The sequence below is a fragment of the Deinococcus cellulosilyticus NBRC 106333 = KACC 11606 genome (genome assembly GCF_007990775.1).
GTDB lineage: Bacteria > Deinococcota > Deinococci > Deinococcales > Deinococcaceae > Deinococcus_C > Deinococcus_C cellulosilyticus.
Genome location: NZ_BJXB01000032.1, coordinates 34,128 through 56,614 on the forward strand (window position 1 = coordinate 34,128; position 22,487 = coordinate 56,614).

Below are 22,487 nucleotides of genomic sequence, written 5' to 3' on the forward strand. Positions count from 1 at the left end.
CCTGCCAGGGATCAGATTTTTATTTCTGTGGCAGGTGTTCGACCACCTCCACACCCTCAAGGTTGAGGGACTTCAGGTCAGGTTGTTGTCCCTTCAGGGCAGATTTCAGAAAGGCCAGAACCGCACGGTTCAGGGTCGCGGTGGTTCTCAGCGGATCGGCAGAGCCTGTGGCATAGGCTGGATGTTTTGCCAGGGGTGGAATGAGGGCATTGAGCACAGCAAGATCCGTAAAACTGTTGTGGTTTGCCCCCTTGAATTCAAGATAGGCGGCGTAACCTGGACTCTGGCTGATCCTCAACCATCTGCCAATTCGCATGTTCTCCAGCTGGGCCCTGACCGGTTCCATTTCGGGTGGGATGGCCTCAGGTTCACGGGGGGTGCTTTCAGAGACCGTGGTGAGGGTTGGCGTGTGGGAGAGGGTGTCCTGCAGAGGACCCCCGCCAAATCCCCCATCCATGTTGATGGCTGCCTGCACTTCCGAGGCGACCCTCAGGGCAGCAACCCCCCCGAAAGAGTGGCCCACCACGGCAATGCTTCTGGCATCCACATGGTTGCGCACGGCAGAAGCCACGGGCAGTTTCTGAATCAGGAATCGCAAATCCTTGATCCACACCTCCTGCACCCTTTCATACTGCTGCTGTCGGTCCAGAAATTGCTCGACAGGATCGGTGAGGGTGGGGTCAGGGTACAGGTCTGCCCCGTCCGTGCGAAAGACCACCTGATCTCCCAGCACAGCAAAGAGGGCACTGTAGGGGTGGGTCACTGCAGCGACCACGAAACCCTGACTGGCAAGCTCTTCCGCAAGGGTGGTGTTGACAAAAGGTGTTGAAGCCATCCCATGCGAGAGGATCACCAGTGGGAAACGGCCAGGAGCCATGGGGGTTCCATCCTGTGAATAACCCTGCAGCTGCGACAGCACAGCCAGAGGCAGACCGCTGCTCTGCGCCAGAGCTTCCAGGGTTTTTCCCTGCAACCAGGGTTGAGGGGATTTCAATGTTCGACTGGGGTAGTAAAACGTGACAGGCAACTGTCTGACATCTGCAGGATCATCGGTGAAGGTTTCAGGTCGGCTGGGATCGGTAAAAAGCTGGGAGCGTTTTCCCACCCCAAATGGACCTGTGGGCTGAGGAAAGTGCAGCTGCTCACTTCTGGGGGCAGGGGTCTGCTGCAAAACCCGTGCTGAAGCTTCCATCACCGGAGAGAGGGCGAACAGGGACATCAGTGAAAAAATCAGAACCCGGTTTCTCATGCCTGTGGAGTTTAGAGTACGGCAGTGACGCTGTGATGGCAGGACAGTGTCAAACGCGTGACACCATGAACCAACCCCATGGGAAAGCCCACCACAAAAACCCTTCCAGACCGGTGCTCTTCAGGGTGCTCAGACGGTCCCACATGGTGGGGCTTGGTGCTGTTCTGGGTCTGGTTTTTCTGCTGATGGCCCTGCCACCCCTGATTTCGCTGTTTCAATACAGGGACCTGAATGACCACCTTCATGAGGTCTCCAGGGATGCCCGTAAACTGGTCTCTGTGCTCGGGGCATTGCCCATGAATCAACAGATCAACATGCTGGAAGGACTGAACAGCGGTCAGGTCCAGTTGCTCGCTGCGGAAAGGTCTGGCCCCGGGGCCATCTCTTTCGGGCCATTTGATCTGGAGGTCTTCACCCTGGACGATCAGGTGACCCTCATCCAGGCAGGAGAGGTGGTGTGGAGTCAGGCTTTCGAAAAAGGCCCCATCCCTGAAACGTGGCGGTCCCTGTTGCCCCTGACCACAGAGCACTTCGTGACCGAGCAACCTGCAAGCCTTGCCCGCCACCTCAAGGAATGGAGCACCCGTGATTTGAATGCGGCCACCTGGATGGTGCCCCTGAACTCCAGGCAGGTTCTTGCGGTCACGGTCCTGCAATTGAAAGAAGAAGCCCTGTGGGGACCTCTGCTGCTGCTCTCTGTCTCCATGCTGCTGGCCTGGACCCTGTGGGTGCTGCTGCCCGCTCTGGCTGGATCGGTGCTGGTCTCCAGCTGGCTGGCAGGCCGGGATTCGAAGCGGCTGAACACCGAACTGAAGCGAATCTCCAGCAGGTTCCAGCAGACACCGGATTTCCACTCGTCTGGTGCGGTGGCGCAAGAAGGGGTTCAGGAATTGGGCCACCTGGAACTGGAACTCAACCAGATCGGACAGCAGTTTCATGAGACCCTGAAAGGTCTGCAGCAGCAGATGGGGCAGCAACAGGATTTCATGCACAGCATCTCGCATGACCTCAGAACGCCCCTCAGCCACATTCTGGCGTTCAGTGAGGATTTGCAATACCGCCTGCAGGAAAGCCCTCTGCAGAGAAAAGCCCACATCATTCACCGGGAGGCCCTGGCCCTGAACCACATGGTCAGTGATGTTTTTGATGTCCTGCGCTTTGATCAGCCTGAATTCCGCCTGCAGTTCAGGCCTGTTTTGCTCTCGGATCTGCTGGAGCATCAGGTGGAAAGGTTTCAACCCATGGCCCAGTCTAGAAACGTTCACCTCAGGTGCGTTCCAGTGCCGCACCCGGTGCAGGTGATGGCCGACCCGGAGCGTCTGGGTCAGGTGCTGGGGAACCTTCTCAGCAATGCACTGCGGCACACCCCACCCGGAGGCACCATCGAGCTTGATCTGGATTTCACCCCTGAAGACCTTCAAATCCAGGTCAGGGACACCGGGACGGGCATCGCTCCAGAACACCTGCCGCATCTGTTCCAGCGCTTTTACAGGGCAGAGGGGCCCTCTGCAGAACGGCATTCCGGTCTGGGGCTCACCATCTGCAGACAGCTTGTGGAAAAGATGGATGGGCACATCTCTGTCCGCAGTGTGCTGGGTGTGGGCAGCACGTTTACCGTGCATTTCCCCATCAAAGAAAACACCGGGTAGAGGTCTGAACAAACAAAAACCCGGACCTTGAAGGTCCGGGTGTGTCATTGAAGTCGCTTACCAGCGGCTTTGACGCTGGGGACGGCTGTTGTTGCCGCCTTCGGGTGCAGCTTTGGTCACCACAATGTTTTTGGCTTGTGGGCCTTTGCCACGTTGACCTTCTTCCACTTCGAATTCGACTTCGTCGCCTTCGTTCAGTTTGCGGAAGCCCTGGCTCTTAATAGCACTGTAATGAGCGAACACGTCGGGGTGACCGGGGTGCTCGATGAATCCAAATCCTTTTTCTGCGTTAAACCACTTGACTCGACCTACAGGCATACTTTGCTCCTCTACCTTCCAAGAAAAAGCGACGCACAACCTAAACCTTGTGCGCCCTTCGTTGTTGCGTACTTGGAAGTACAGTCATTATCACTGAAAGCCCGCTGGTGAAATGAACCATTGCTTACAAAGCAGCCTCAGAAGAAGCTCACCCACCATGATTGCAGCAGTGCGGCAGTGGCCTCCCAGTGGGGCTTGCCGCAATGAGGCACATCCTGCCCTTACAGATCCGTCATTCTGCCTACTGAAAATGGGCCGAAAAAGGGATGGGATTGGCTTGGCCCATCCGGTAGCATGAACCGAAAACTCCGATCCAGAGGTCCTCATGCATACCGATTCTGTCTTCTACAACACCCTTGAACTTGTCCGTGATGGCTACCATCTGCGCTGTCTGCTGGAAGGACAGGGCACGCCCACCTTTGTGATTGGCAGTCACATCTACTACCCCAGAACCTTTTCCAGCCACCTGCGCGAGCATTTGCATCTGGCTTTTGTGGACCATCGGGGTTACGCAGAGACCCATGACCAGCATCCACCTGAGCATCTGGAACTTTCCAGAGTTCTGGAAGACATGGAAGCGTTCAGGCAGGCCCTGGGCTGGAAAGACATGGTGCTGGTGGGACACTCTGGTCATGCCTACATGGCCCTGGAATACGCCAAAAAACACCCGGAACGCGTGAGCCATCTGGTGCTCATTGCAGCAGGTCCCAGCCAGAGCCCTGAATTTGAGCCCATCAAGGAACGGTACTTTCAGGAACACGCTTCTGAAGAACGCAAAATGCTGCAGCAAAAGGCTTTCGAAGGCATTGAGGAGGCCATTGCTGCCCATCCAGAACGCCGTTTTGTCACCTACTGTCTGGCCATGGGGCCGAGAAGCTGGATGGACCCCCATTACGACGCTGCATGGTTGTGGCAGGACCTCCCTGTGAACATGGATGTCATGGATCTCCTGTGGGGAGCTACCTTCCGGGACATCCAGACCACCAGGGGTCTGGATCGGTTTCAGAAGCCCACCCTGATCGTGATGGGCAAAGAAGATTATCTGGTGGCCCCTTATTTCACCTGGGAACCTGTGCTTCCCGAATTTGCGGATGTGACCCTGAAGGTGATGGACCACAGCGGCCACACCCCGCAACTGGAAGAACCCGAACACTTTGATGCTGTGCTGCTGGCCTGGCTGAACACCAGAAAATGAAGCGTTACTGTCCTTTCAGGGCTTCTTGCACAGCGAAGTAGGCAGGTTTGGGGTTGTAAAACCCGTCATACATGAGGGGACTGTCTCCGGGCAACCAGGTGTGGTTGTCCGCGACCCCCCAGGTCATGAACGCCGTGCAATTGCTGGCCTGAACACACACTTTGACCACGTCCCCATACAGTTTTCCCACTGCGGCATGACGCTCGGCAGGGGTGCCAGGGTACCCTGCGGAACGCACATCAAACTCGGTGATGTGCACCTCCAGTCCCAGATCCGCGAGGCGTTTCATGTTTGCAGCCACCTCTTCCATGCTCGGGGGATTCAGAACACTCAGGTGCATCTGCATGCCCACACCATCGATCGGGACCCCCTGTTCTTTGAGTTTCTTGACCAGTGCGTACACATCGTTGGATTTCTGGTTCATGCCTTCACTGGAGTAGTCGTTGTAAAAGAGTTTGGCTTCCGGGTCTGCTTCACGGGCATACCGGAAGGCCCGGGCGATGTAGTCGTCTCCCAGGGTCTTCTGCCAGAGCGTGTCTCGCATGCCCCCGGAATCTGAGATGGCCTCATTGACCACATCCCAGGCGAAGACTTTGCCCTGGTAATGGGCAGCCACCGTCTGAATGTGGTTTTTCATGATGGCTTCCAGTTCATCTTTGTTCCAGGTTCCACTGGTGATCCACTTTGGAACCTGCTGATGCCAGAGCAGGGTGTGTCCCCGCAGTTTCATGTTGTGCTTGCTGGCGTAGGTGGCCAGCAGGTCTCCTAGGGCAAAATTGAACTCGTTCTGCTGGGGCTCGGTGGCATCCATTTTCATGGCATTCTCTGCAACCAGCACATTGAAATCTTTTTCCAGGATGTCTGTGTAATCCGGGTCATCAAGCAGGTAGCGCAGGTCGATGGCCCCACCAATCAGGAGGTCGTGTTTCTGGGCAAGGTCCTTGAGGCCCTGGGCCTGGGCCATGCCCAGCAGCAGAGAAACCAGGAGAGCAGTGTGTTTCATGGCATTTCCTTTCAGAAACCAGATGCCGAGGTACATCCTGAAGCATCAGGCAAGTGCAGCCTCCAGGGAAAACGTCTGGGGCAGGAGAATTTTCAGCGATTTGAACCCAGTATGGTTGGGTCAGAAGGGGAAATCAAGCTGCAGGTCAGCCTTGCTTGTTCTGAAAAAAAGTGTCATGAAAATCGACGGTTCTCACAGTCTTTTGCCAAAAGGCACCCTGATCTGAAAACAATTTCAATACCCGGTACAAAAATCCAATGGGCATGCCCCTGGAACCTGTTGGCAGCAAGGTCTGAGAATGCCATGAGCTCCCTGTCAGAAAGCGGTAACACCCTGGCTCTTATGCTGAAGCCAATCTGAAACCCGCCGTGTTGTGGCGACCCCGAGGTGTGCCGTGCTGAAAATTCAACAAGACCGCCTGCAATTCATCAAATGGTCTGGTCTGTTCCTGATTGGCAGCCTGGGGCTTCTGTTTCCACAGGGCACAGAAAACCACTGGTGGATGCTTCCCCTGCTGGGCGTGCTGGTGGCCTTCCTGTGGACGCGCACCAGCGCCCACTGGACTGCGGCAAAAGTGGGGGTGCTCCTGTGGAGCATGGGCAAGGTGGCATTCGCACTGGATGCTGAACCCCCCGGACATGTCCTGATCCTGCTGGGATACCTGCTGTGGGCATGGAATCTGGTGCAACTCAAGGACCGCACCCGCAGCGGGATGTCCCTCACCCTGTTTTTGCCTCTGATGGCTGGCGTGCTGGCCGCCATTCTGCTGAAGCCCACTTCACTGCAGGCCGTCTATCCCTTGCTGGACCTGTTTCTGCTGGTGCTGGCCCTTCCTTCCCTGCAGGCGTTCATGGAAGGAAGAACCTCCCTGGGCCGCTCCATCTGGATCACAGGTCTGTATGCCCTGCTGGCCACCGACCTCAGCGAGGCCTTCACCAACACCCCCAACCACTTTCTGGTGTATGCCCTGATCTATACGGCCTTCGCTTACGGCATCCGTCTGGAGGAAGCCAGACAGTCTGAGAGCCTGACCCCCATCACCGCATCTGCGTTTGTGTTGCTTTGCACGGCACAACTGGTCTCACATTCCCTGCTGCCCCATGAGGTGGGCCTGCTGCACTTCTATCTGGCTTTTATGGGAATTTTTGGGCTGCTGCTTGCCCTCAGGAACCACCAGAAGCTGACCCAGAAGCAGTTCCAGACCTTCAACACGGCCCTGCTCACCATGCTGGACACCCGCGAATCCTCCTACCGTGAGCTGCGCATGGATGAACTGGCTGTGAACCTTTTTGAAAACCTGCGGCACATCCTCCCAGAGTTGAAAGGGCTTCAGCTGGAGGGCACAGACACCGTGCTGATGGGAAACCCCACCCCTCTGCTCCGTGAGGAGAAGGTGTACATGGAAGGCCGGCCCAGCACCCACGTCACCTTCTACTTCAGCGAGATGCCTGCCCAGAAACACGCCCTGGAAGCCACCATCAATGCCGCCAAATACGTGATCCAGTATGCAGCCAGACAGCATGCCATGCAGGCCCAGCTCTTCGTGGACCCCCTCACGGGCGTGTCCAACCAGCGGGCACTTCCTGGCATCACCCAGCGCTTTGAAGGTCTTTCCAGCAGACAGGGCTCTCCTGTGACCCTTTGCCTGCTGGACCTCGACCATTTCAAAAAAATCAACGATCAGCATGGTCATGAAGTGGGAGACAAAGCCCTCAAACTCACCGCCACCCTGATCCGCAAACAGCTCAGGGGTGAAGATGACATGGTGCGCTGGGGCAGCGATGAATTCATGATCTTTCTGTACAACTGCACCCCGGAACAGGCGGCAGGAACCCTGACCCGCATCCGGCAGAAGTTGAAGCTTTTCAGCCAGGACCGCCTGGGCTTCACGGTCAGTTTCTCGGTGGGCATCGCAGGAGGGGTGGTGTCTCTGCCCGGAGACCTGGGCAAGTGGATGCTGAGTGCAGATTTGCACCTGCTGGACGCAAAGGTGCGGGGCAGAAACCAGACGATTTCTGGCGGGTGACCCCGCCAGAAATGCTTGAGAACATCATCAGCCAGATTTCGTGTTTCAGTTGTGAGGGTTGTGAGGCTTGTGCTGATCCGTGCGCAGATGCTCTTGACTGAGGTGTTGCACCATTGGGCGCTCATGGATCTCGGGAGGATTGGTGATTCGGTGAAGCAGGTAGATGCCGACCAGAACGATCAGCATGATCAGGGAGAGTATGATCCAATCCATGCCTTTACCGTAGCACGGTGGGGGTTGTCTTCAGGTTGTCTTCAGCTCAGATGGTGTCATTCAAACCCAAAGACAGCTGGAGACCATCCAGATCCAGGGTTTCAACTGGTCTTCTGTGCTCATCTGGCAGGAGGCCTTGCTGTGGAGGCCCGCTGAATCAGTTCCACCGGAAGCATCATGCGTTGCCCGGGAAGGATGTCTCCGTCGGTCATCGAAATGATCAGGTTGATGGCGGTCTCTCCAAGCGTGTAGAGCGGCTGTCTGATGGTGGTGAGCTGGGGATGCACCCATCCAGCCATTGGGATGTCATCGAAGCCCACCACCGAAAGGTCATCGGGGATGCGCAGGCCTCTGCGTCCTGCAGACTCCATCACCCCAAAAGCCATGGCGTCGCTGAGGGCAAAGATGGCCGTGGGAGGATCAGCGAGGCTCAAGAGCTGTTCTGCTGCCCTGAATCCACTGGGCTGGCTGTAATCTCCCTGCACAATCAGGCTGTCATCGGCAGGAATGCCATTTTCCTGCAACACCTCTTTGTACCCTGCCAGACGCTCCAGATGGGCGCGGGAGTAGGTCCCACCAATGAACCCGATTCTGCGGTGTCCCAGATCAATCAGGTGCTGGGTGGCGAGCCTGCCTCCGGTGTGGTTGTCCACATCAATGGAAGGCAGGGGCGTCTCAATCAGACCGTGGTCCAGGGTGATGACCGGAATGTGGGTGTCCTGCAAGAGCGAAAGGTAGGTTTGCTCTGCCCTGGGAAGCAGCACCAGAATGCCATCTGCAAGTCCAGAAGCCAGGGACTGGATGCGTCTGAACTCACGCTCCTCGTCGTCACTGGTGGTGCAGACCAGGAGGTCCCAGTGCTGCTGGTCTGCGGCGTCTCCTGCACCACGCAGGATCTCTCCAATGTATAGGGTGTAATTGGAGTTGAGCTTCGGCACCACCAGACCAATGGTGCGGGTGCGCCCGGAAGCCAGATTACGCGCAGAGCGGTTGGCGATGTATCCGGTCTCCTGGATCACCTCCATGATGCGCTTGCGGGTCTCCTCGGCAACCCCTTTTTTGCCATTGATCACATTGGAAACGGTCATTTTCGATACGCCAGCGATGCGGGCAATTTCACTCAGTGTCATTCCAGGTTTGGTCATGTGGGTCCTCTGCAGATGGGGCGATTCTGACGTTGGGGATGGGGGTCCCTCAATTGTAATCGAGGTGTAATTTTAGCGATACAGCATCATTTGTTACTTTACCTGTCTAAAGTGAGGAAAAGGTGTAATTCCATCATCGGGCAGTCAAGGCCTGTGGCGGGCTCAAAACACCAGGTGCCTTTGCTCTTGATACAGACTTCATTTCCGATGTCCAGTGCTTTCCTGTAACACGTTACATTGGCAGTGTCCTGCTTTTCAATGAAAAACCCGAGACCTGCAGGTCTCGGGCTGAGCACTAGAGGAGTTTAGTTGATTTTTTCGAGGCGGAAATCATCGAAGAATAGATCATAACTGCCTGCCCCGGTGGCACCCAGAATCTGCAAAATGGCCTTGTTGTTGGTCTGGGGGCCAGTGAACTCATAGGAGTAGGTTTTGGTGTCGGCAGTGATGTCCACCTGCTGGTTCAGATAGCGACCGTAAGGGGCACCATCATCTCCAATCACCACTTCAACCTTGCGGGCATCAGAAGCATGAGCCTTAAAGGTCAGGCGGTACTTCTGGTCTTTCACGATGGGTACGTTCTTCTGGTTGAGCTGGATGTACCAGAATTCTGCAGAATTCACATTGCTGACCGCCAGTTTCACTTCACCATTGACCACGCTTGTTGTGACGTTGTTTTTCTCCTGATAGAAAGACCAGTAATCGGTTTTGTCCACTCCGGGAATGCCATCTACAGTGGGAGCCTCTTCAGAGAAACCACCGTTGTAGATCAGGTTGCCGTCTGCAGTTGGGGGCCGCATGTCAACATTCACATCACCGACTTCTTTGACCACCACATTGTCAATCCAGACGGTGTTCTTGCCTCCTGCACCCAGGTTGAACTCCAGGCGCGCTTCAGCATCGGTGAGCTGGTTCATGTCAAAGGTGAAGGTTTTGCGCTGCTTGGTCTTGCCAATCCCAATGGTCTGTTCACCAGAGTAGGCAGCCCAGCCACGGCTCTGACCGCCACCGACTTTGACCATGATGTTGCGGTCTGCACTGGACCACACATCAAAGCTGACTTCATACTTCTTGAGGTTCTTGATGGTGATGCCGTCCTGACGGATCTGCACCCCGTAGTTGGGCCCAGCGTCATTGGTGATGTCCACCTTCAGACTGTTGCCGTTGGCGGCATCATTGGACATGGTGTAGGTGGCCCCTTCGGTGAAGTTGGTCCAGAAGTAAGATTTGGCCACATCCGGGAGGGTTGAGGTGTCTTCTTTGACACAGGGGTCGTTGTCTGCCCAGTCAAAAGAATTGTTGTAGATCAGGTTGCCGTCATCGAGGGGTGGACGCTGGGGACGGGGGGTCCAGGGGTACATCATGTCGGGACGGGCACCTGGATCACGGTTTTCATCCTGCAGGCCCCAGACCTTGACGTAATCGATTTCCATCTGGGCTTTGGTTGGGGTGGTGGCATCGGGGTTCCCGTCAAAGTTTCCACCGACAGCCAGGTTGAGAAGCAAATAGAAGGGTTTGTCAAACGGAGCGGGCCAGGCTGCAAGGTCCTCGTTTTTGCTGGGAGGATTGGCCTTGGAGCTCCACCACTGGGTTTTGGTGGCGGTCAAGACACCATCGACGTACCATTTCATTTCATTGGAACGCCACTCCAGGGTGTAGGTGTGCCAGTCTGCAATGGTCTGCCCTTCAGGGAACAGGAATTCCTTGCCGGAAGAGGTGTTGTTGGGCCACATACCGCCGTAATGGATGGTGTGGGCCACCTTGCCGGGTTTGCTGCCCCAGGCCTCCATGATGTCGATTTCTCCGTTGGCTGCCCAGGTGCCGTAAGGATTGCCAGGCTGGTCCTCGGGGAGCATCCAGATGGCAGGCCACAATCCACGGCCTGTGGGCAACTTGGCCCGGATCTCAAATTTTCCGTAAGTGCGGCTGAATTTTCCTGCAGTGCGGATGCGTCCAGAGGTCCAGCCAAACGTCTGCTCGACCCCATTTGCCAGACCTTTGTAATCTTCCTTGATGGCGGTGATCACCAGTTTGCCATCCTTGAGCGACACGTTTTGTGGGCGGTCCGTGTAGTATTCCAGTTCGTTGTTTCCCCATCCAGCAACGTAAGGGGACTCTCCTCCACCAAAACCGTTGCCAATCTGGTATCCCCATTTGGTGGTGTCCAGAGCAGTTCCATTGAACTCGTCTTTCCACACGGTTCCGTCAGGTGTTGGGGTGTTGGGGTTACAGGCCATGAGGGACAGGGTGATCCCGAGTCCAAGAACTGCTCGATACTGTACTTTCACTTCATCCTCCCATGAAGCAGGAATGCAGACACGCTGGTCTGTTTTCCTGACCGCAGCACGACTTTACCGGTAAAATTCTCAGGCCAGCTTTTTATCACCGAAGAGAGAATCGCCAATGGCATTTGCCTTTAGCGGTAAAGTTGTTTTGGCTATGGGCACATGGTAAACACAACTGACAGCGTTTTCAATCCCCCCGATTTGCATCCCTGGCCTTTACAAAAAGCTTCACCAATGCAGGCAAATTCAAAAACCAGAAAATCCCGTTGCAGGGCAAGAATTGTCCGTTTACCGGTAAAATATGACCAGGAAATGTGACAGGCGTTTTCATCATATGTAACGGTACATGCCTGCTCTGGAAACCTTTCACCCTAAAAAACAATCAAAACAATCAATCACTAAGAGATTTCCCTTACACCAGACCCTGAGACTGGACCATCCCGCATTTGGCCTAGAGAAACCTGAGCAGCAGAATGTCAGAATCTGGCCATATGACGTCCATCATCCTGCACCCTGCAACCTCTTATTCTCTGGCCACCCTCAATGACATCTTTGTGGGGTCCTTTCAGGGTTACTTTGTTCCCATTCCCAATGACCTGAGGATGTTCGCCTACCGCCTGAGGTCAGAACACATCGACCTGACCGAAAGTCTGGTGGCAGAAGTGGATGGACAACACGCTGGGATCTCTCTGACAGCACGCAGGCTGGGAAAAACCCGGCTTGCTGGTCTTGGCGTTTATCCTGAATACCGCAAACTTGGCATTGGGCAAAAGCTCACCTCAGCCTTCATGCAACCGGCCCTGGAACGCCAGGACGAAGTTTTGCTGGAGTGCTTCCAGGCCAACATCGGAGCCCTGCAGCTCTACCAGAAGAATGGCTTTGAAATCAGACGCAACCTCCTGGGATACTCAGGTCAGGTGGCAGCGGGTGCAGATCCAGGACTCCAGAAAATCTCGCTCTTGGAAGCTGTTGCCTTTGTCCGGGAGCATGCGGCTCCTGATCTTCCCTGGCAGATCTCAGCCGACACACTGATCAGCCTGCTTCCCACCGCACAGGCCTACCGACTGGACAACAGTGTGGCCATCCTTTCTCAGGCAGGAGAACACCTGTATGTCCGCTCTCTGGTCACAGCTCCTGAAGACCGCAACCAGGGTCAGGCCACCAGACTCCTGAAAGCCATTGCTGCTGCCACAGGCATCTCCAGTTTTCAGGCCATTCCTGTCTTCCCAGAAGACCTGATCCGTCCACTGGCTGAGAAACTGGGCTGGCAGAGAAGTGACCTCTGCCAGTATGAGCTGGTGTACCGTTCCTGAATTCCAGCGTGCCGGTTTACTGGCTCTGGCCTGAAGTGCTCTGCACCGCAGCGGGCTGCACGGCCCCTTCTGGATTGGTGCGTTTGCGGCTGCGCAAGACCTTCCACAGGGCCAGAGCCCAGGCCATTCCTGCAGCCCAGCCAGAAACCACATCGGTTGGATAGTGCACGCCCAGATAGATGCGACTGATGCCCACCGAAAGGGCAAAGAGCACCCCGACAATGAGCATGGAACTGCGATAACGGGTGTGCCACAAAAGCGCGATCAGCGAGGCAGCCAGAGCAGCAGAATACATGGAGTGCCCACTGGGGAAACTGGCCGCAGGTTCATTGACCAGTTTTTCCCACAGGTTGGGTCTTTCCCGGTCAAAAATCAATTTGGTGATCACATTGAGCAAGCCCGCCCCCAGCGTTGCCAGCAGGAAGTAGATCCCGTAAGCCCGACGGTGCCGCAGGGCGAAAATGCAGATCAGCACACTGATCGGGCCAATGATTTTGATGCTGCCCACAACACCCAGGGTGATGGCAAGGGCATCCAGAAAAGGGGTGGAGTGGCTGTGAAGCCAGCGCATGAAGGGCTCTTCGAACGTGAAGGGCTCTTTGTCCAGCAGATCTTCCGCAATGGCTCCCACTGCCAGCAAAGGAAGCAGGATGCCCAGCAACCAGAAGATCAGGGTTTTCCAGTGAAGTTTCAAAGCCTGTGAAATCCAGTTGAGCATGAGTGCAGTGTGGCCTCCGTGTCCTTTCAACACTGTCAGAAAGACCTCTGGGTTAAACCTGCCTTAAGCATAACGGTCAATCATAAGGCAATTGTGGGACACGCAGACCTGCCAGGGTGAGCAGGTCTGCCACCTGATCCAGCAGCATGTGGATGGTGCAGTAAGGTCCCAGTGGATGGATCTCCTGCTCCGCCACCACCCCTGCTTTCAAAACAGCCTGAAACGTGTGTGGAGGGAACCGGGAGAGGAGCCTCTGGGAAGCATTCCGGGGGCTTTCCGAATACACCACTTCATCCAGCACATCCAGCCACTGGAAAACAACGCCCCGGTCATCGAAGAACTTCAGGCGGACATGGTCTTCTGGCTCTACCAGTTGACGCCAGTTTCTGGGATTGAAGGTCTCAAGCATGCGCTTCCCCAGTGTTCCTGTTCAGCCTGTGGCAACCCGGGCACGGCCAGGGGCAGCAAGGGAGAGGCTGTAGGCGACCTGACCACTGGTGTAACCACCGGGCAGACCCGCAAGGTGAATGGTCTGGTGGGTGAATCCATCCTGACAGCAGTACCAGCGGATCACACTGGCCGGACTCAGCAACCTGAACAGGACCTCCCGGTAAAAGGCATTCACCAGACGGTGAGGCTCGGTCCTGAGGGTGCGGTGGTTGCGGACATGAAACACCACCGTCACCTGATGCCGTTGAGGATCGGAGAACACCTGCACACCACAACTTTCAGGTGAACCCTCTCTGGGATGGTTGGTGAAACGGGGACTGGAATAAATGTTTTCCATTCTGACCTGCACCTCCTTCAGGGGACACCTGGGACAGCGTTTGAGATGGTGAGGTGAACTGAACAGGGGATGGGCAAAGGCGTGAAGACACGATCAGGCAGTGTGGGAAGTGTCCCTGAGAGGCCCGAAAAAGTTGTGCGTCACACAAGTACAGTAGGGTATTTTGAGCATAACCCATGCAAATGAAAAGCATCCCCTGAAACAGTGTGGAAGATTTTTCTCAACTGAAGATGGGCTTTGTTTTTTTAGACATCTTTTGTTGGAGTCAGAACAAACTGCATCCAGAAGTCAGACAACTTCTGGATGGGTCAAATCAGAGCCTGAACAACAAACCAATGGATCACATGTAAAAAGGACCGAACAAGTCGATCCTTTTTTGCCACTTTGGATGGAAATCACTTCACATGGACCTGCACCACATTCAGATTGCAGGTGGTGGAAATCACATCGCCAGACCACACACTTGCTGAGTCATTGGGACAGCCCTGAACTGGGGAGCCCAGCACCGCTCCAGTGATCACCGAAATCAGGCTGTGGTTCCTCAGGAGGCCATAAGCCCCTGTGGAATCCAGTGCGATCAGTTGATCTGCTCCAGCCACACGACTGGTTTTTCCAGACTTCAGATCCAGAACGGTGGGAGGGACATCATGGCTGCTGAAATACAACTTCTCATTCCCACCCCACAACAATTTGCTGAGCAGCATCTCGGTCAGAGGAACCGTCTGGACCACTTTTTTGAGGTCCAGGTCATACACCTGCAGGCTGTGTGTGGGTGTGGTGGAGTAATAAGCCAGTTGCTGCCCATTGGGGCTCCAGGCGAGCATGGTGTCTCCACCAGAACCCGGAATCTTCACTTTGAGAACATCAGTGTGGCTGTCCAGATCTCGCACCACCAGCAAAGAGTTTTCCGGATTGCCGGGTTCCCATGCCGCATAAGCCAGCAGGTTTCTGGAGGGATGCATTTCCCAGTCCAGCAGCATCTGGGGCAAATCATCAGGGGTGCCTCCTGGTGTGCGGTTCAACACACCGGTGATCCCCATGCTGATGTTGGTGTGCAGGATTTTGCTGCGATCCGCTGAGAAATCCATGATGTATCCGTCCTGAATCACAGGTGGAAGAAAGGTGGAGGTGTGCAGATATTCCTGCACTTTGCCCTGGGCATTCATCCAGGCAAAGGCTCCACCCTGAGCAATTTGCAGGTCTGCCCCTGATTTTTTCAGTCCAATGTAAGGCTGGGTGATCCATTCCTGGGTCTCCACATGTTGCAGGTCACTGGACAGTCGGTACAGCCCTTTGCCAAACACATAAACCTGACCGTTCAGCACTTCCAGGCCAGTGGCTCCTGGCCCCTCCACATAAACGGAACTGCCCAGCACCTGACCCGTGCTGGCATCGAGACGGTAGATGGATCCATTTCCCAGCTGATCCAGCACCACGTTGTCTGAAAAGAACTCCAGGTCCTGGTTGTAGGTGATTTCTGGAGCAGGCAAGTTCAGTTGTTTGATGGTGTTCTTTTCAACATCATAAAAGTTGACTTCCGTTCCAAGGTCATCTCTGGCCCAGACAATCCATCTTCCAGAAGGGCTGATCTCCAGATTGCCCACATTGGGTCGAACAGGCAAATAACTTGCAGGCATGGCAATGGGAGTGCCCACATTGCCGGTCTTCAGATCCAGGGTCTGGATTTCAAGAGCCTCTATGAACTGGGGGGTGCCCCCCACCTTGATGCGGTAGGCCTGTGAGCTGTTCTCACGCCCAACATAGTAGAATCCAGCATCCTCGAAGGTCACCTGACCCGCAAGGGTGGTCACCCGAATGCGGTATGGAGCAAGCTCTCCCAGGGCAGCATCACGCATGATGGTCCACAGTTTCTGATCTGCAGTGAAACCATGATCCACCACAGTTCCGGTCACCACATTGGAGAGGGCAAACCGACGGGTGAATTGCTCTGTGGTCACATCAAAGGTGTACACATCTCCGTTGTGGAGCATCAGCAACTGGCTTTCGTCTGCATTGAAGCTCAGTCCGGTGGCCCCCTTGCCTGCCACCGGGTACTGAATTTTTTTCAACAGGACATCGTTCTGGTCATACACATACAGGGCATCTTGACGGGCCACCATCAGGCGTCCTTTTTGCGCAGAAGCCTTCACGGTGGAAATCTTCTCGTCCACCCCCAGACCACGAAATTTTTCCTGGAACGAGAAATTCCGTGTGCAGTGGTACTTCACAGGAATGCGGGTGCCACCCTGATTCCGATCGTTGAGGTAATCCAGCACCAGCGTCACCTCTCCCTGGCTTTCTTCCGCACAGTTCACGGTCAGGCTCAGGTTGTGCCCGGCAGAAGATTTCAGGCGGCCCTGTCCTGGATCGGTCAGGGTCACCTGGGCATTCCCTTCAATTTTTGCGGTGTAGAGCAGGTCAGGCGCATCCGTGCTCGTCTGCCTGAGGGGAAGGACCGTGGTGCCTGACCCATTTGCCACTGAAGTGAGGTAAAGCTGGGAGGGCAGAATCTGACGGTTCACTTCCGGGTCATGACGGGTTTTGACCACCGCAAAGCCCACAGCAGCATCAAAATTGCTGTCTGCACTCGGAGGAACATGGTCAGAAGCTGTCTCATCCCAGCCGTTGGCAATCACCGCCACATAATGATTCTGGTTCAGGGAACCCAGAAGCTCTGAATCTTTGTGATCCAGGGTGGTTTCATCTGGAGTGGCCACAAAAGCCTTGATGACTGTGCCCTTTCCAATGAACGGCTGGTTGGCAGCAAGCAGATAGATGGTGTAGCTTTTTGCACCTTTCACTGGAGACCAGTTGATCTTGAGTTGATGCTCAGTGAGCGTCAGCACATTGATTTTTGGTGGAGTCAGATCCTGGACGGGTTGCAAATCAGCAGACACACGGGCCGTTTTGCCTTCATAAGTCAATTCTGCTGTGTATTTTCCTGTCCCAAGAAAATCCTGGTAGGACACCAGCCAGAAAATGCGTTTTTTGTCTGCGCTGGGAAGCAGGTTGAAGGCTGTTCCTTTTCCTGCGGGACCAGAAGGTTGAAATTTCAACTCCTTCTGGACGGGCTGTCCATTGATTTTCATTTGAATGAAATAATTCAGTGCATTGCTGTTCTGGGCCTGAGGCTGGGCATTCAGAACAAGCTGTTTGAGAAAGCTGGGGGTTTCAGACACCCGGCTTTTGCCCTGTGGGTCAAAGGTGGTGGTCTGTCCAAAAACCACATTGCCCACCTTGAACTGAACCTCCCACCCACTGGGGATCTGTGTTGTGTTGCTGGGAGGGGGTGTCTGATTGCAGGAAACCCACAAAGCTGAACTCAACAGCAAAACCATTCCATTGCGGATCAAAATCGTATGATGTTTCACAAATCACCATTATAAGGATCTGGTGCGATTTACAGATGAGTCACCGAATCACAAATGGACACCCTCTTTACTGTGTCTTACGGACAATTCAGGCATCTGAAGCCAGAGATGAAGTCCAGAGCATTCTGGAATCAGCTCACCCTGTTGTGGGTGACCACAACATCTCTGTTGACAGACCCTCTTTTTAATTTCTCTGCTGCTTTCGACCATCAGAAGGCAATCCCAGCAGCACCAGAACCACCAGAAAGCCCACCCCACAGGTGGTCAGAAAAATGTTCTGAATCGCTCCAGACAGCATCGCCCGCAAACCATCCAGCACCCTGTGAGCCAGTTCTGACCCTCCAAACTGCAGAAGGTCCTGCCGGATCTCCCCCATCATCACGGGATTGCTCAGGGCATTGGGATTGTGAATGGATGCCACCAGATCAGGGGGCAGGGTCTGCACCACCGCAGGCAGGTGCTCTGACACATGCAAAGCAAGGTACTGGTTCAGGAAAATCCCAAGAATGGTCACAAAAATGGTTCCTCCAAGTTGTCGGAAGAACTGGTTCAGGCTGGTCGCCATGCCGATCTGCTCTTTCGGAGCCGCATTCTGCACCGCCAGGGTCAAAAGAGACATCACAGGTCCCATCCCCATGCCAAGAAGCACCATGAAAAAGAGGGTGTACCACACAGGAGTGTCCTGCCCGAGGGTCGCAGTGAAGGCCAGAGCAACCGCGATCAGGCAGCCACCCACCACCACAAAGGGTTTATATTTTCCTGTTCTGGAAGCCAGAATTCCTGAAATGGCACTGGTGCTCACCTGACCCAGCATCAGCGGAGTGAGGAGGAGTCCTGAGAGGGTCGCGCCTGTGCTTTTCACGCCCTGAAGGTACAAAGGAAGGTAGTTGATGCAGGCATGCATGGCAGCAATGGTGAGAAATCCCGCCAGATTGGACAGGGTGATGGTGCGGTTCCTGAACAGTTTGAGGTCCATCACCGGACTGGGGAAACGCCTTTCCCAGACCAGAAACGAGCCCACAGACAGCACGGTGATGCTCAGGCAGGTCAGAACCTGAGCATGCAGCCATGATCCGCGCAAACCTGCAAATGTCAGGCCCAGCAGCAAACTGATGGTGGTGCTTCCCAGCAGCAAAATCCCCACGTAATCAATGACCGCTTTCTGGCGCACCTGGACCCCCTGCAGGTGCTTTTGAATGAACAGGAACGCCAGCAGGCCAAACGGCAGATTGATCAGGAACACACACCTCCAGCCAAAATGGTCGGTGATCAGGCCTCCAATCAGGGGACCCACAATGCTGGAAAACCCGAAAGCAGAGGTGGTGAAACCCTGGTACCTCCCCCTTTCCTGAGGGGTGAAGATGTCCGCGATGGTGGCAAAGGACATCGAGATCAGCAGCCCTCCTCCAATGCCCTGCACGCCGCGCAACACGATGAGGGTGAGGATGTCTGGAGAGAGAGACAGCAGGGTGCTTCCTGCCGAGAAAATGATGATTCCCAGCAACATCAGGGGCTTGCGGCCATAAATGTCACTGATCTTTCCACTGATGGCAATCACCAGGGTGCTGGTCAGAAAATATCCGGTGAACGCCCAGGAATACAGGTGAATGCCCCCGAGCTCAGAAACCACCCTTGGAAGAGCAGTCCCGACCACAGTGAGGTTCAGCGAGGCCAGGAAAAGCGCCATCAGCACTCCAGCAAAAGACCAGCGTTTCTGGGAGAGGCTCAGGGAGGCAGCACGGGACAGGGCAGGTTCAGGTGAAGAGGAAATTCGATCAGTCATGGGGCCTTTCAATGGGGGACCAGAGGCCTTTTGTTGCCAGCAAAGTCCCGCAGAGGCAAAAAAAGGGCGAAGAACAGAGTCTTCGCCACGGAGTGGATGGTTTTTAACTTGCGGCAACTTCGCCGGAGAGGTTCAGCTCGGGCTGGTGTAGATCCTTTTCCAGGCTTTCTGCGAGTTCCCAGAGGTGGGCGTCGCTGCGCTTTCTGGGGCGGGGCAGGTCCACGACCACTTCGCGGGCAATTTCACCGTCTCTGAGGACAATCACGCGGTCTGCGAGTTGCAGGGCCTCTTCGATGTCGTGGGTGACCAGGATCGCTGTGAATTTGTGGGTGTTCCACAGGTTTTCCAGCAATTTCTGCATCTCCCCCCTCGTCAGGGCGTCCAGGGCCCCGAAAGGTTCGTCCAGCAGCAGCAGGTGGGGCTTGTGGGTGAGGGCCCTTGCCAGCGAAACCCGCTGTCTCTGTCCTCCGGAAAGCTGGCTGGGCCAGTCGCCTGTTCTCTCTGCGAGTCCCACGCTTTCCAGGATGTGGTAGGCATAAGGGTGGGTGTTCTTTGGGAGACCGAGGGTCACGTTGTTGATCACGTTCAGCCAGGGGAGCAGGCGGTCTTCCTGAAACACCACGCGGGTTCTGGAGGGCTGACCGTTTTCGGTGCTCAGGGTCAGTTTGCCACTGGTGATCTCTTCGAGTCCGGCCACCACTCTCAGCAGGGTGGTCTTCCCTCCTCCACTTGCCCCGATCAGGGCGACGAGTTCACCGGGTTTCACGGTCAGGTTGATGTTCCTGAGGACTTCACGGGTGCCGAAACGCTTGCCGATGTGCTCCAAAGTCAGGGTCACTTGAGATTCGGATGCCATGGCAGGAGCCTCCTTTCGAGCAGGCGCACGGTGCTGTCGGCCCATTTGCCCAGTCCGGCGTAGATCAGGATCACCAGCACCACAATGTCGGTGCGCATGAATTCACGGGCGTCCATCGCAAGGTGTCCAATTCCAGCGTTCGCAGCGATGGACTCACTGACCACCAGGGAAAGCCAGGCAATCCCGAGGGAGTAGCGCAAGCCCACCAGAATGCCTGGGAGTGCACCAGGGAGAATCACGCGCCAGAAGGTCTGCTGTCCGGTCAGGCCGTACACTTTGGCCATCTCCAGCAGCCTGGGATCAATGCCACGGATGCCGTGGACGGTGTTCAGGTAGATCGGGAAGAAGGTGCCCAGGGCGATCAGGAAGATCTTGCCGGTTTCGCCAATCCCGAACCACAGGATCACCAGCGGAACCAGCGCAAGGTGGGGAATGTTGCGAACCATCTGCAGGGTGCTGTCCAGCAGCACCGACAGGAAGCGGTTCACACCGACCAGCAAGCCCAGGGTGAATCCGGTGGCGAAGCCCAGGGCGACCCCTGTCAGGGCACGCTGGATGCTGATGGCAAAGTGCTCCCAGAGTTTGCCGTTCTGAATGAGTTCAGCCAGAGCGCCAAAAACGGCAGTGGGTGCAGGAAGGATTTGCTTGCTCAGAAGGCCCGTCTGGGCACTGATCTGCCAGATGATCAGCAGTGCTGCAGGGAGCACCCAGCGCCACAGTTCAGTGGCATTGAAACGAAAGGAACGCTTTTTGCGGGTCGCTGTCTGGGGAATGCTGCGGGTAATGGTCATTTCTTCACCACCTGTAAGCCTGCTTTGGAAAAGGGCACTTTGCCGATGAAATCCGTGACGAATTTGGTTTTGACGGGAATCACACCCAGTTCAAAAAACGCATCAGATTCTTTTTGCAGGTACGCCAGCTGTTTTTCCGGGAAGGGCTGGATGCGGTAAGGCAGGGCACGCTTCACCACCACCTTCAGGATGTCCTTGGGAATGCCGAGCTCTTCGTTCCAGAGGTCCACCAGTTTGTCGGGGTTGTTGTTGGCCCAGTCGGCAGTGCGCTTGAGTTCAGCGAGCAGGTAGGAGAGGGCTTTCTTCTTGCCGGGATCTTTGAGCACCCGATCCACAGTGATCCAGTACCCCACCCCATCGGTCAGACCCTTGTTGTCCCGGATGACCTTGACGTTGTTTCCGGCCTGCGCAATGGCGTAGAAGGGGTCCCAGATCACCCAGGCCTGCACGGCACCACTTTCCAGCGCACCACGGGCCTCTGCCGGAGGCAGGTTGATGATTTCAATGTCATTGAGGTCCAGGCCCACCTCCTGCAACGCCAGTTGCGTGAAGTAGTGTGCACTTGATCCACGCTGCAGGGCCACTTTCTTGCCTTTCAACTCCTTGACGCTCTTGATGGGAGAATCTCTGGTGACCAGAATGGCACTGGTGCGGGGGTTGGGATTTTTGGTGATGCCCACGTACTTGAGTGGGGTCCCTGCTGCGAGGGCAAAGATGCTGGGGGTATCTCCGGTGGAACCGAAGTCCACAGCGTTGGCCCGCTGGGCTTCGAGCAGCTGGGGGCCTGCGGGGAACAGGTACCACTCGTACTTGATGCCGTATTTGGCGGCTTCATCCAGCCATCCGAGGGACTTGAGGGCGGTGAAAATGCCCCCCTTCTGGTAACCAATTCGGAACACAATGTCTTCGGCCTGGGCGAGGTTTCCGATGGACAGCAGTGCAATTGCAGTGAGGAATCTTTTCTTCATGTGAGGGGTTCCTTTCGTCATGGTGGTCTTGAAAAAGAGGCCTGCACTTGACGAGGGCGCAGGCCCAGAGGCGATGCCTGTGACAGATCACACCTCCCCACGCAAACCCCGGTTTTTTGCTGGGTTTCCGTGATTGGTCCGACGATTTCTGACGTGGAAGGAGAACGATGATTTGTGAGGGTCTGGGTGTTGTTCAAAACGAAACGGCGAGTCTGCGTTCGTTTTCTTTGACCTGCAGAACGCCGGTCTGGGTCTTGCCAATGGCAGGAAACAGCAGTTCTGCGGTGCGGTAGGCCTCTTCGAGGTGGGGGTAGCCAGAGAGGATGAAGGTGTCCACTCCGATCTGTTTGTATTCTTCAATCAGGGCTGCGATGTTTTCGGGGTTGCCCACGAAGGCGGTTCCTGCACCCGCACGGGTGAGGCCCACGCCCGCCCAGAGGTTCTTGTAGACTTTGAGGTTGTCTTTGTTGCCACCGTGCAGGGCAATCATTCTCTGCTGTCCGGTGGAACCGTTGGCAGAAAGCTGCGCCTGGGCTTTGCGGATGGTTTCATCGTCCAGCCTTTCAATCAGGCGGTCTGCTTCTTTCCAGGCTTCCTCTTCGGTTTCGCGGACGATGATGTGTGCCCGGACCCCGAAACGGACTTTTCTGCCCGCCAGTGCCGCCTGTTCGGCCACCCGCTCGATCTTCTCTCTGGCAATGTGCGGAGGCTCTCCCCAGGTCAGGTACACGTCGGTGTAATCTGCCGCCACCTGAATGGCGGGTTCACTGCTGCCCCCGAAGTACACCGGAGGGAGGGGTTGTTGCACTGGGCCAAA

At 55.5% G+C, this 22,487-nt stretch carries 20 protein-coding genes; 5 read left to right on the plus strand and 15 right to left on the minus strand.

What is annotated here, in order from left to right:
* Positions 1-19: 19 nt before the first annotated feature.
* The gene (locus DC3_RS24395) at positions 20-1,249 is read right to left on the minus strand and encodes an alpha/beta hydrolase family protein (protein ID WP_146889690.1); all 1,230 of its coding nucleotides are present in this window, start codon (positions 1,247-1,249) and stop codon (positions 20-22) included.
* Positions 1,250-1,314: 65 nt separating this feature from the next.
* Between DC3_RS24395 and DC3_RS24400 the strand changes: the two genes are divergently transcribed.
* On the plus strand, positions 1,315-2,898 hold the full coding sequence (locus tag DC3_RS24400) for a sensor histidine kinase (protein ID WP_186816232.1): 1,584 nt from the start codon (positions 1,315-1,317) through the stop codon (positions 2,896-2,898).
* A 57-nt stretch (positions 2,899-2,955) separates the two neighbouring features.
* Here the strand turns inward: DC3_RS24400 and DC3_RS24405 are convergent, their stop codons facing one another.
* Positions 2,956-3,216 carry a cold-shock protein gene (locus DC3_RS24405; protein ID WP_146889697.1) on the minus strand — a complete coding sequence of 87 codons (261 nt, stop codon included), beginning with the start codon at positions 3,214-3,216 and terminating at the stop codon, positions 2,956-2,958.
* A gap of 325 nt (positions 3,217-3,541) precedes the next feature.
* Between DC3_RS24405 and DC3_RS24410 the strand changes: the two genes are divergently transcribed.
* Positions 3,542-4,411 (plus strand): alpha/beta fold hydrolase, encoded by an 870-nt coding sequence (locus tag DC3_RS24410; RefSeq protein ID WP_146889700.1) that lies wholly within the window; start codon positions 3,542-3,544, stop codon positions 4,409-4,411.
* A 4-nt stretch (positions 4,412-4,415) separates the two neighbouring features.
* Here DC3_RS24410 and DC3_RS24415 read toward each other — a convergent pair whose 3' ends face one another.
* Entirely contained in the window at positions 4,416-5,414 is a 999-nt protein-coding gene (locus tag DC3_RS24415) for an endo-1,4-beta-xylanase (protein WP_186816233.1), read from the minus strand.
* Here DC3_RS24415 and DC3_RS29360 point away from each other — a divergent pair.
* Together DC3_RS29360 and DC3_RS24420 are read left to right on the plus strand one after the other, a co-directional pair.
* Positions 5,406-5,774, plus strand: a complete 369-nt coding sequence (locus DC3_RS29360; RefSeq protein WP_186816234.1) for a hypothetical protein — start codon at positions 5,406-5,408, stop codon at positions 5,772-5,774. The genes DC3_RS24415 and DC3_RS29360 overlap by 9 nt on opposite strands.
* Positions 5,775-5,808: 34 nt before the next feature.
* Positions 5,809-7,440, plus strand: coding sequence for a GGDEF domain-containing protein (locus DC3_RS24420; protein WP_146889706.1), 1,632 nt, complete (start codon positions 5,809-5,811; stop codon positions 7,438-7,440).
* A gap of 45 nt (positions 7,441-7,485) precedes the next feature.
* Here DC3_RS24420 and DC3_RS29365 read toward each other — a convergent pair whose 3' ends face one another.
* From DC3_RS29365 to DC3_RS24430, 3 genes are all read right to left on the minus strand, one after another.
* The gene (locus DC3_RS29365; RefSeq protein ID WP_186816235.1) at positions 7,486-7,653 is read right to left on the minus strand and encodes a hypothetical protein; all 168 of its coding nucleotides are present in this window, start codon (positions 7,651-7,653) and stop codon (positions 7,486-7,488) included.
* 119 nt (positions 7,654-7,772) lie between these two features.
* Positions 7,773-8,798: a LacI family DNA-binding transcriptional regulator gene (locus tag DC3_RS24425; protein ID WP_146889710.1), complete on the minus strand. Its 1,026-nt coding sequence runs from the start codon at positions 8,796-8,798 to the stop codon at positions 7,773-7,775.
* Between the two features lie 305 nt (positions 8,799-9,103).
* Entirely contained in the window at positions 9,104-11,086 is a 1,983-nt protein-coding gene (locus DC3_RS24430; protein WP_146889713.1) for a carbohydrate binding domain-containing protein, read from the minus strand.
* Between the two features lie 488 nt (positions 11,087-11,574).
* On the opposite strand from DC3_RS24430, the gene DC3_RS24435 reads away from it, so the two are divergent.
* Positions 11,575-12,396, plus strand: a complete 822-nt coding sequence (locus DC3_RS24435) for a GNAT family N-acetyltransferase (RefSeq protein WP_186816236.1) — start codon at positions 11,575-11,577, stop codon at positions 12,394-12,396.
* 16 nt (positions 12,397-12,412) lie between these two features.
* On the opposite strand, the gene DC3_RS24440 is transcribed toward DC3_RS24435, so the two are convergent.
* From DC3_RS24440 to DC3_RS24480, 9 genes are all read right to left on the minus strand, one after another.
* The gene (locus DC3_RS24440) at positions 12,413-13,114 is read right to left on the minus strand and encodes a phosphatase PAP2 family protein (RefSeq protein ID WP_146889719.1); all 702 of its coding nucleotides are present in this window, start codon (positions 13,112-13,114) and stop codon (positions 12,413-12,415) included.
* Between the two features lie 76 nt (positions 13,115-13,190).
* Positions 13,191-13,523, minus strand: coding sequence for a hypothetical protein (locus DC3_RS24445; protein WP_146889723.1), 333 nt, complete (start codon positions 13,521-13,523; stop codon positions 13,191-13,193).
* A gap of 21 nt (positions 13,524-13,544) precedes the next feature.
* Entirely contained in the window at positions 13,545-13,901 is a 357-nt protein-coding gene (locus DC3_RS24450; RefSeq protein WP_146889726.1) for a hypothetical protein, read from the minus strand.
* Positions 13,902-14,296: 395 nt separating this feature from the next.
* Positions 14,297-17,128, minus strand: coding sequence for a PD40 domain-containing protein (locus DC3_RS24455; RefSeq protein ID WP_186816237.1), 2,832 nt, complete (start codon positions 17,126-17,128; stop codon positions 14,297-14,299).
* A gap of 328 nt (positions 17,129-17,456) precedes the next feature.
* On the minus strand, positions 17,457-19,055 hold the full coding sequence (locus tag DC3_RS24460; protein ID WP_146889732.1) for an MDR family MFS transporter: 1,599 nt from the start codon (positions 19,053-19,055) through the stop codon (positions 17,457-17,459).
* A gap of 103 nt (positions 19,056-19,158) precedes the next feature.
* Positions 19,159-19,911, minus strand: coding sequence for an ABC transporter ATP-binding protein (locus tag DC3_RS24465; protein WP_186816238.1), 753 nt, complete (start codon positions 19,909-19,911; stop codon positions 19,159-19,161).
* On the minus strand, positions 19,890-20,702 hold the full coding sequence (locus tag DC3_RS24470; RefSeq protein ID WP_146889739.1) for an ABC transporter permease subunit: 813 nt from the start codon (positions 20,700-20,702) through the stop codon (positions 19,890-19,892). The genes DC3_RS24465 and DC3_RS24470 overlap by 22 nt, the downstream gene beginning before the upstream one ends.
* The gene (locus DC3_RS24475; protein ID WP_186816239.1) at positions 20,699-21,670 is read right to left on the minus strand and encodes an aliphatic sulfonate ABC transporter substrate-binding protein; all 972 of its coding nucleotides are present in this window, start codon (positions 21,668-21,670) and stop codon (positions 20,699-20,701) included. The genes DC3_RS24470 and DC3_RS24475 overlap by 4 nt, the downstream gene beginning before the upstream one ends.
* Positions 21,671-21,863: 193 nt before the next feature.
* A partial coding sequence (locus DC3_RS24480; protein ID WP_146889744.1) for an LLM class flavin-dependent oxidoreductase occupies positions 21,864-22,487 on the minus strand: 624 nt, incomplete at its 5' end.

Bases quoted from the DNA above. Each gene is read 5' to 3' on its own strand.
- DC3_RS24450 (WP_146889726.1), bottom strand. From the start codon at position 13,901: ATGGAAAACATTTATTCCAGTCCCCGTTTCACCAACCATCCCAGAGAG.
- DC3_RS24470 (WP_146889739.1), bottom strand. From the start codon at position 20,702: ATGACCATTACCCGCAGCATTCCCCAGACAGCGACCCGCAAAAAGCGT.
- DC3_RS24415 (WP_186816233.1), bottom strand. From the start codon at position 5,414: ATGAAACACACTGCTCTCCTGGTTTCTCTGCTGCTGGGCATGGCCCAG.
- DC3_RS24395 (WP_146889690.1), bottom strand. From the start codon at position 1,249: ATGAGAAACCGGGTTCTGATTTTTTCACTGATGTCCCTGTTCGCCCTC.
- DC3_RS29365 (WP_186816235.1), bottom strand. From the start codon at position 7,653: ATGGATTGGATCATACTCTCCCTGATCATGCTGATCGTTCTGGTCGGC.
- DC3_RS24465 (WP_186816238.1), bottom strand. From the start codon at position 19,911: ATGGCATCCGAATCTCAAGTGACCCTGACTTTGGAGCACATCGGCAAG.
- DC3_RS24475 (WP_186816239.1), bottom strand. From the start codon at position 21,670: ATGAAGAAAAGATTCCTCACTGCAATTGCACTGCTGTCCATCGGAAAC.
- DC3_RS24400 (WP_186816232.1), top strand. From the start codon at position 1,315: ATGAACCAACCCCATGGGAAAGCCCACCACAAAAACCCTTCCAGACCG.
- DC3_RS24460 (WP_146889732.1), bottom strand. From the start codon at position 19,055: ATGACTGATCGAATTTCCTCTTCACCTGAACCTGCCCTGTCCCGTGCT.
- DC3_RS24440 (WP_146889719.1), bottom strand. From the start codon at position 13,114: ATGCTCAACTGGATTTCACAGGCTTTGAAACTTCACTGGAAAACCCTG.
- DC3_RS24405 (WP_146889697.1), bottom strand. From the start codon at position 3,216: ATGCCTGTAGGTCGAGTCAAGTGGTTTAACGCAGAAAAAGGATTTGGA.
- DC3_RS24425 (WP_146889710.1), bottom strand. From the start codon at position 8,798: ATGACCAAACCTGGAATGACACTGAGTGAAATTGCCCGCATCGCTGGC.
- DC3_RS24435 (WP_186816236.1), top strand. From the start codon at position 11,575: ATGACGTCCATCATCCTGCACCCTGCAACCTCTTATTCTCTGGCCACC.
- DC3_RS24445 (WP_146889723.1), bottom strand. From the start codon at position 13,523: ATGCTTGAGACCTTCAATCCCAGAAACTGGCGTCAACTGGTAGAGCCA.
- DC3_RS24410 (WP_146889700.1), top strand. From the start codon at position 3,542: ATGCATACCGATTCTGTCTTCTACAACACCCTTGAACTTGTCCGTGAT.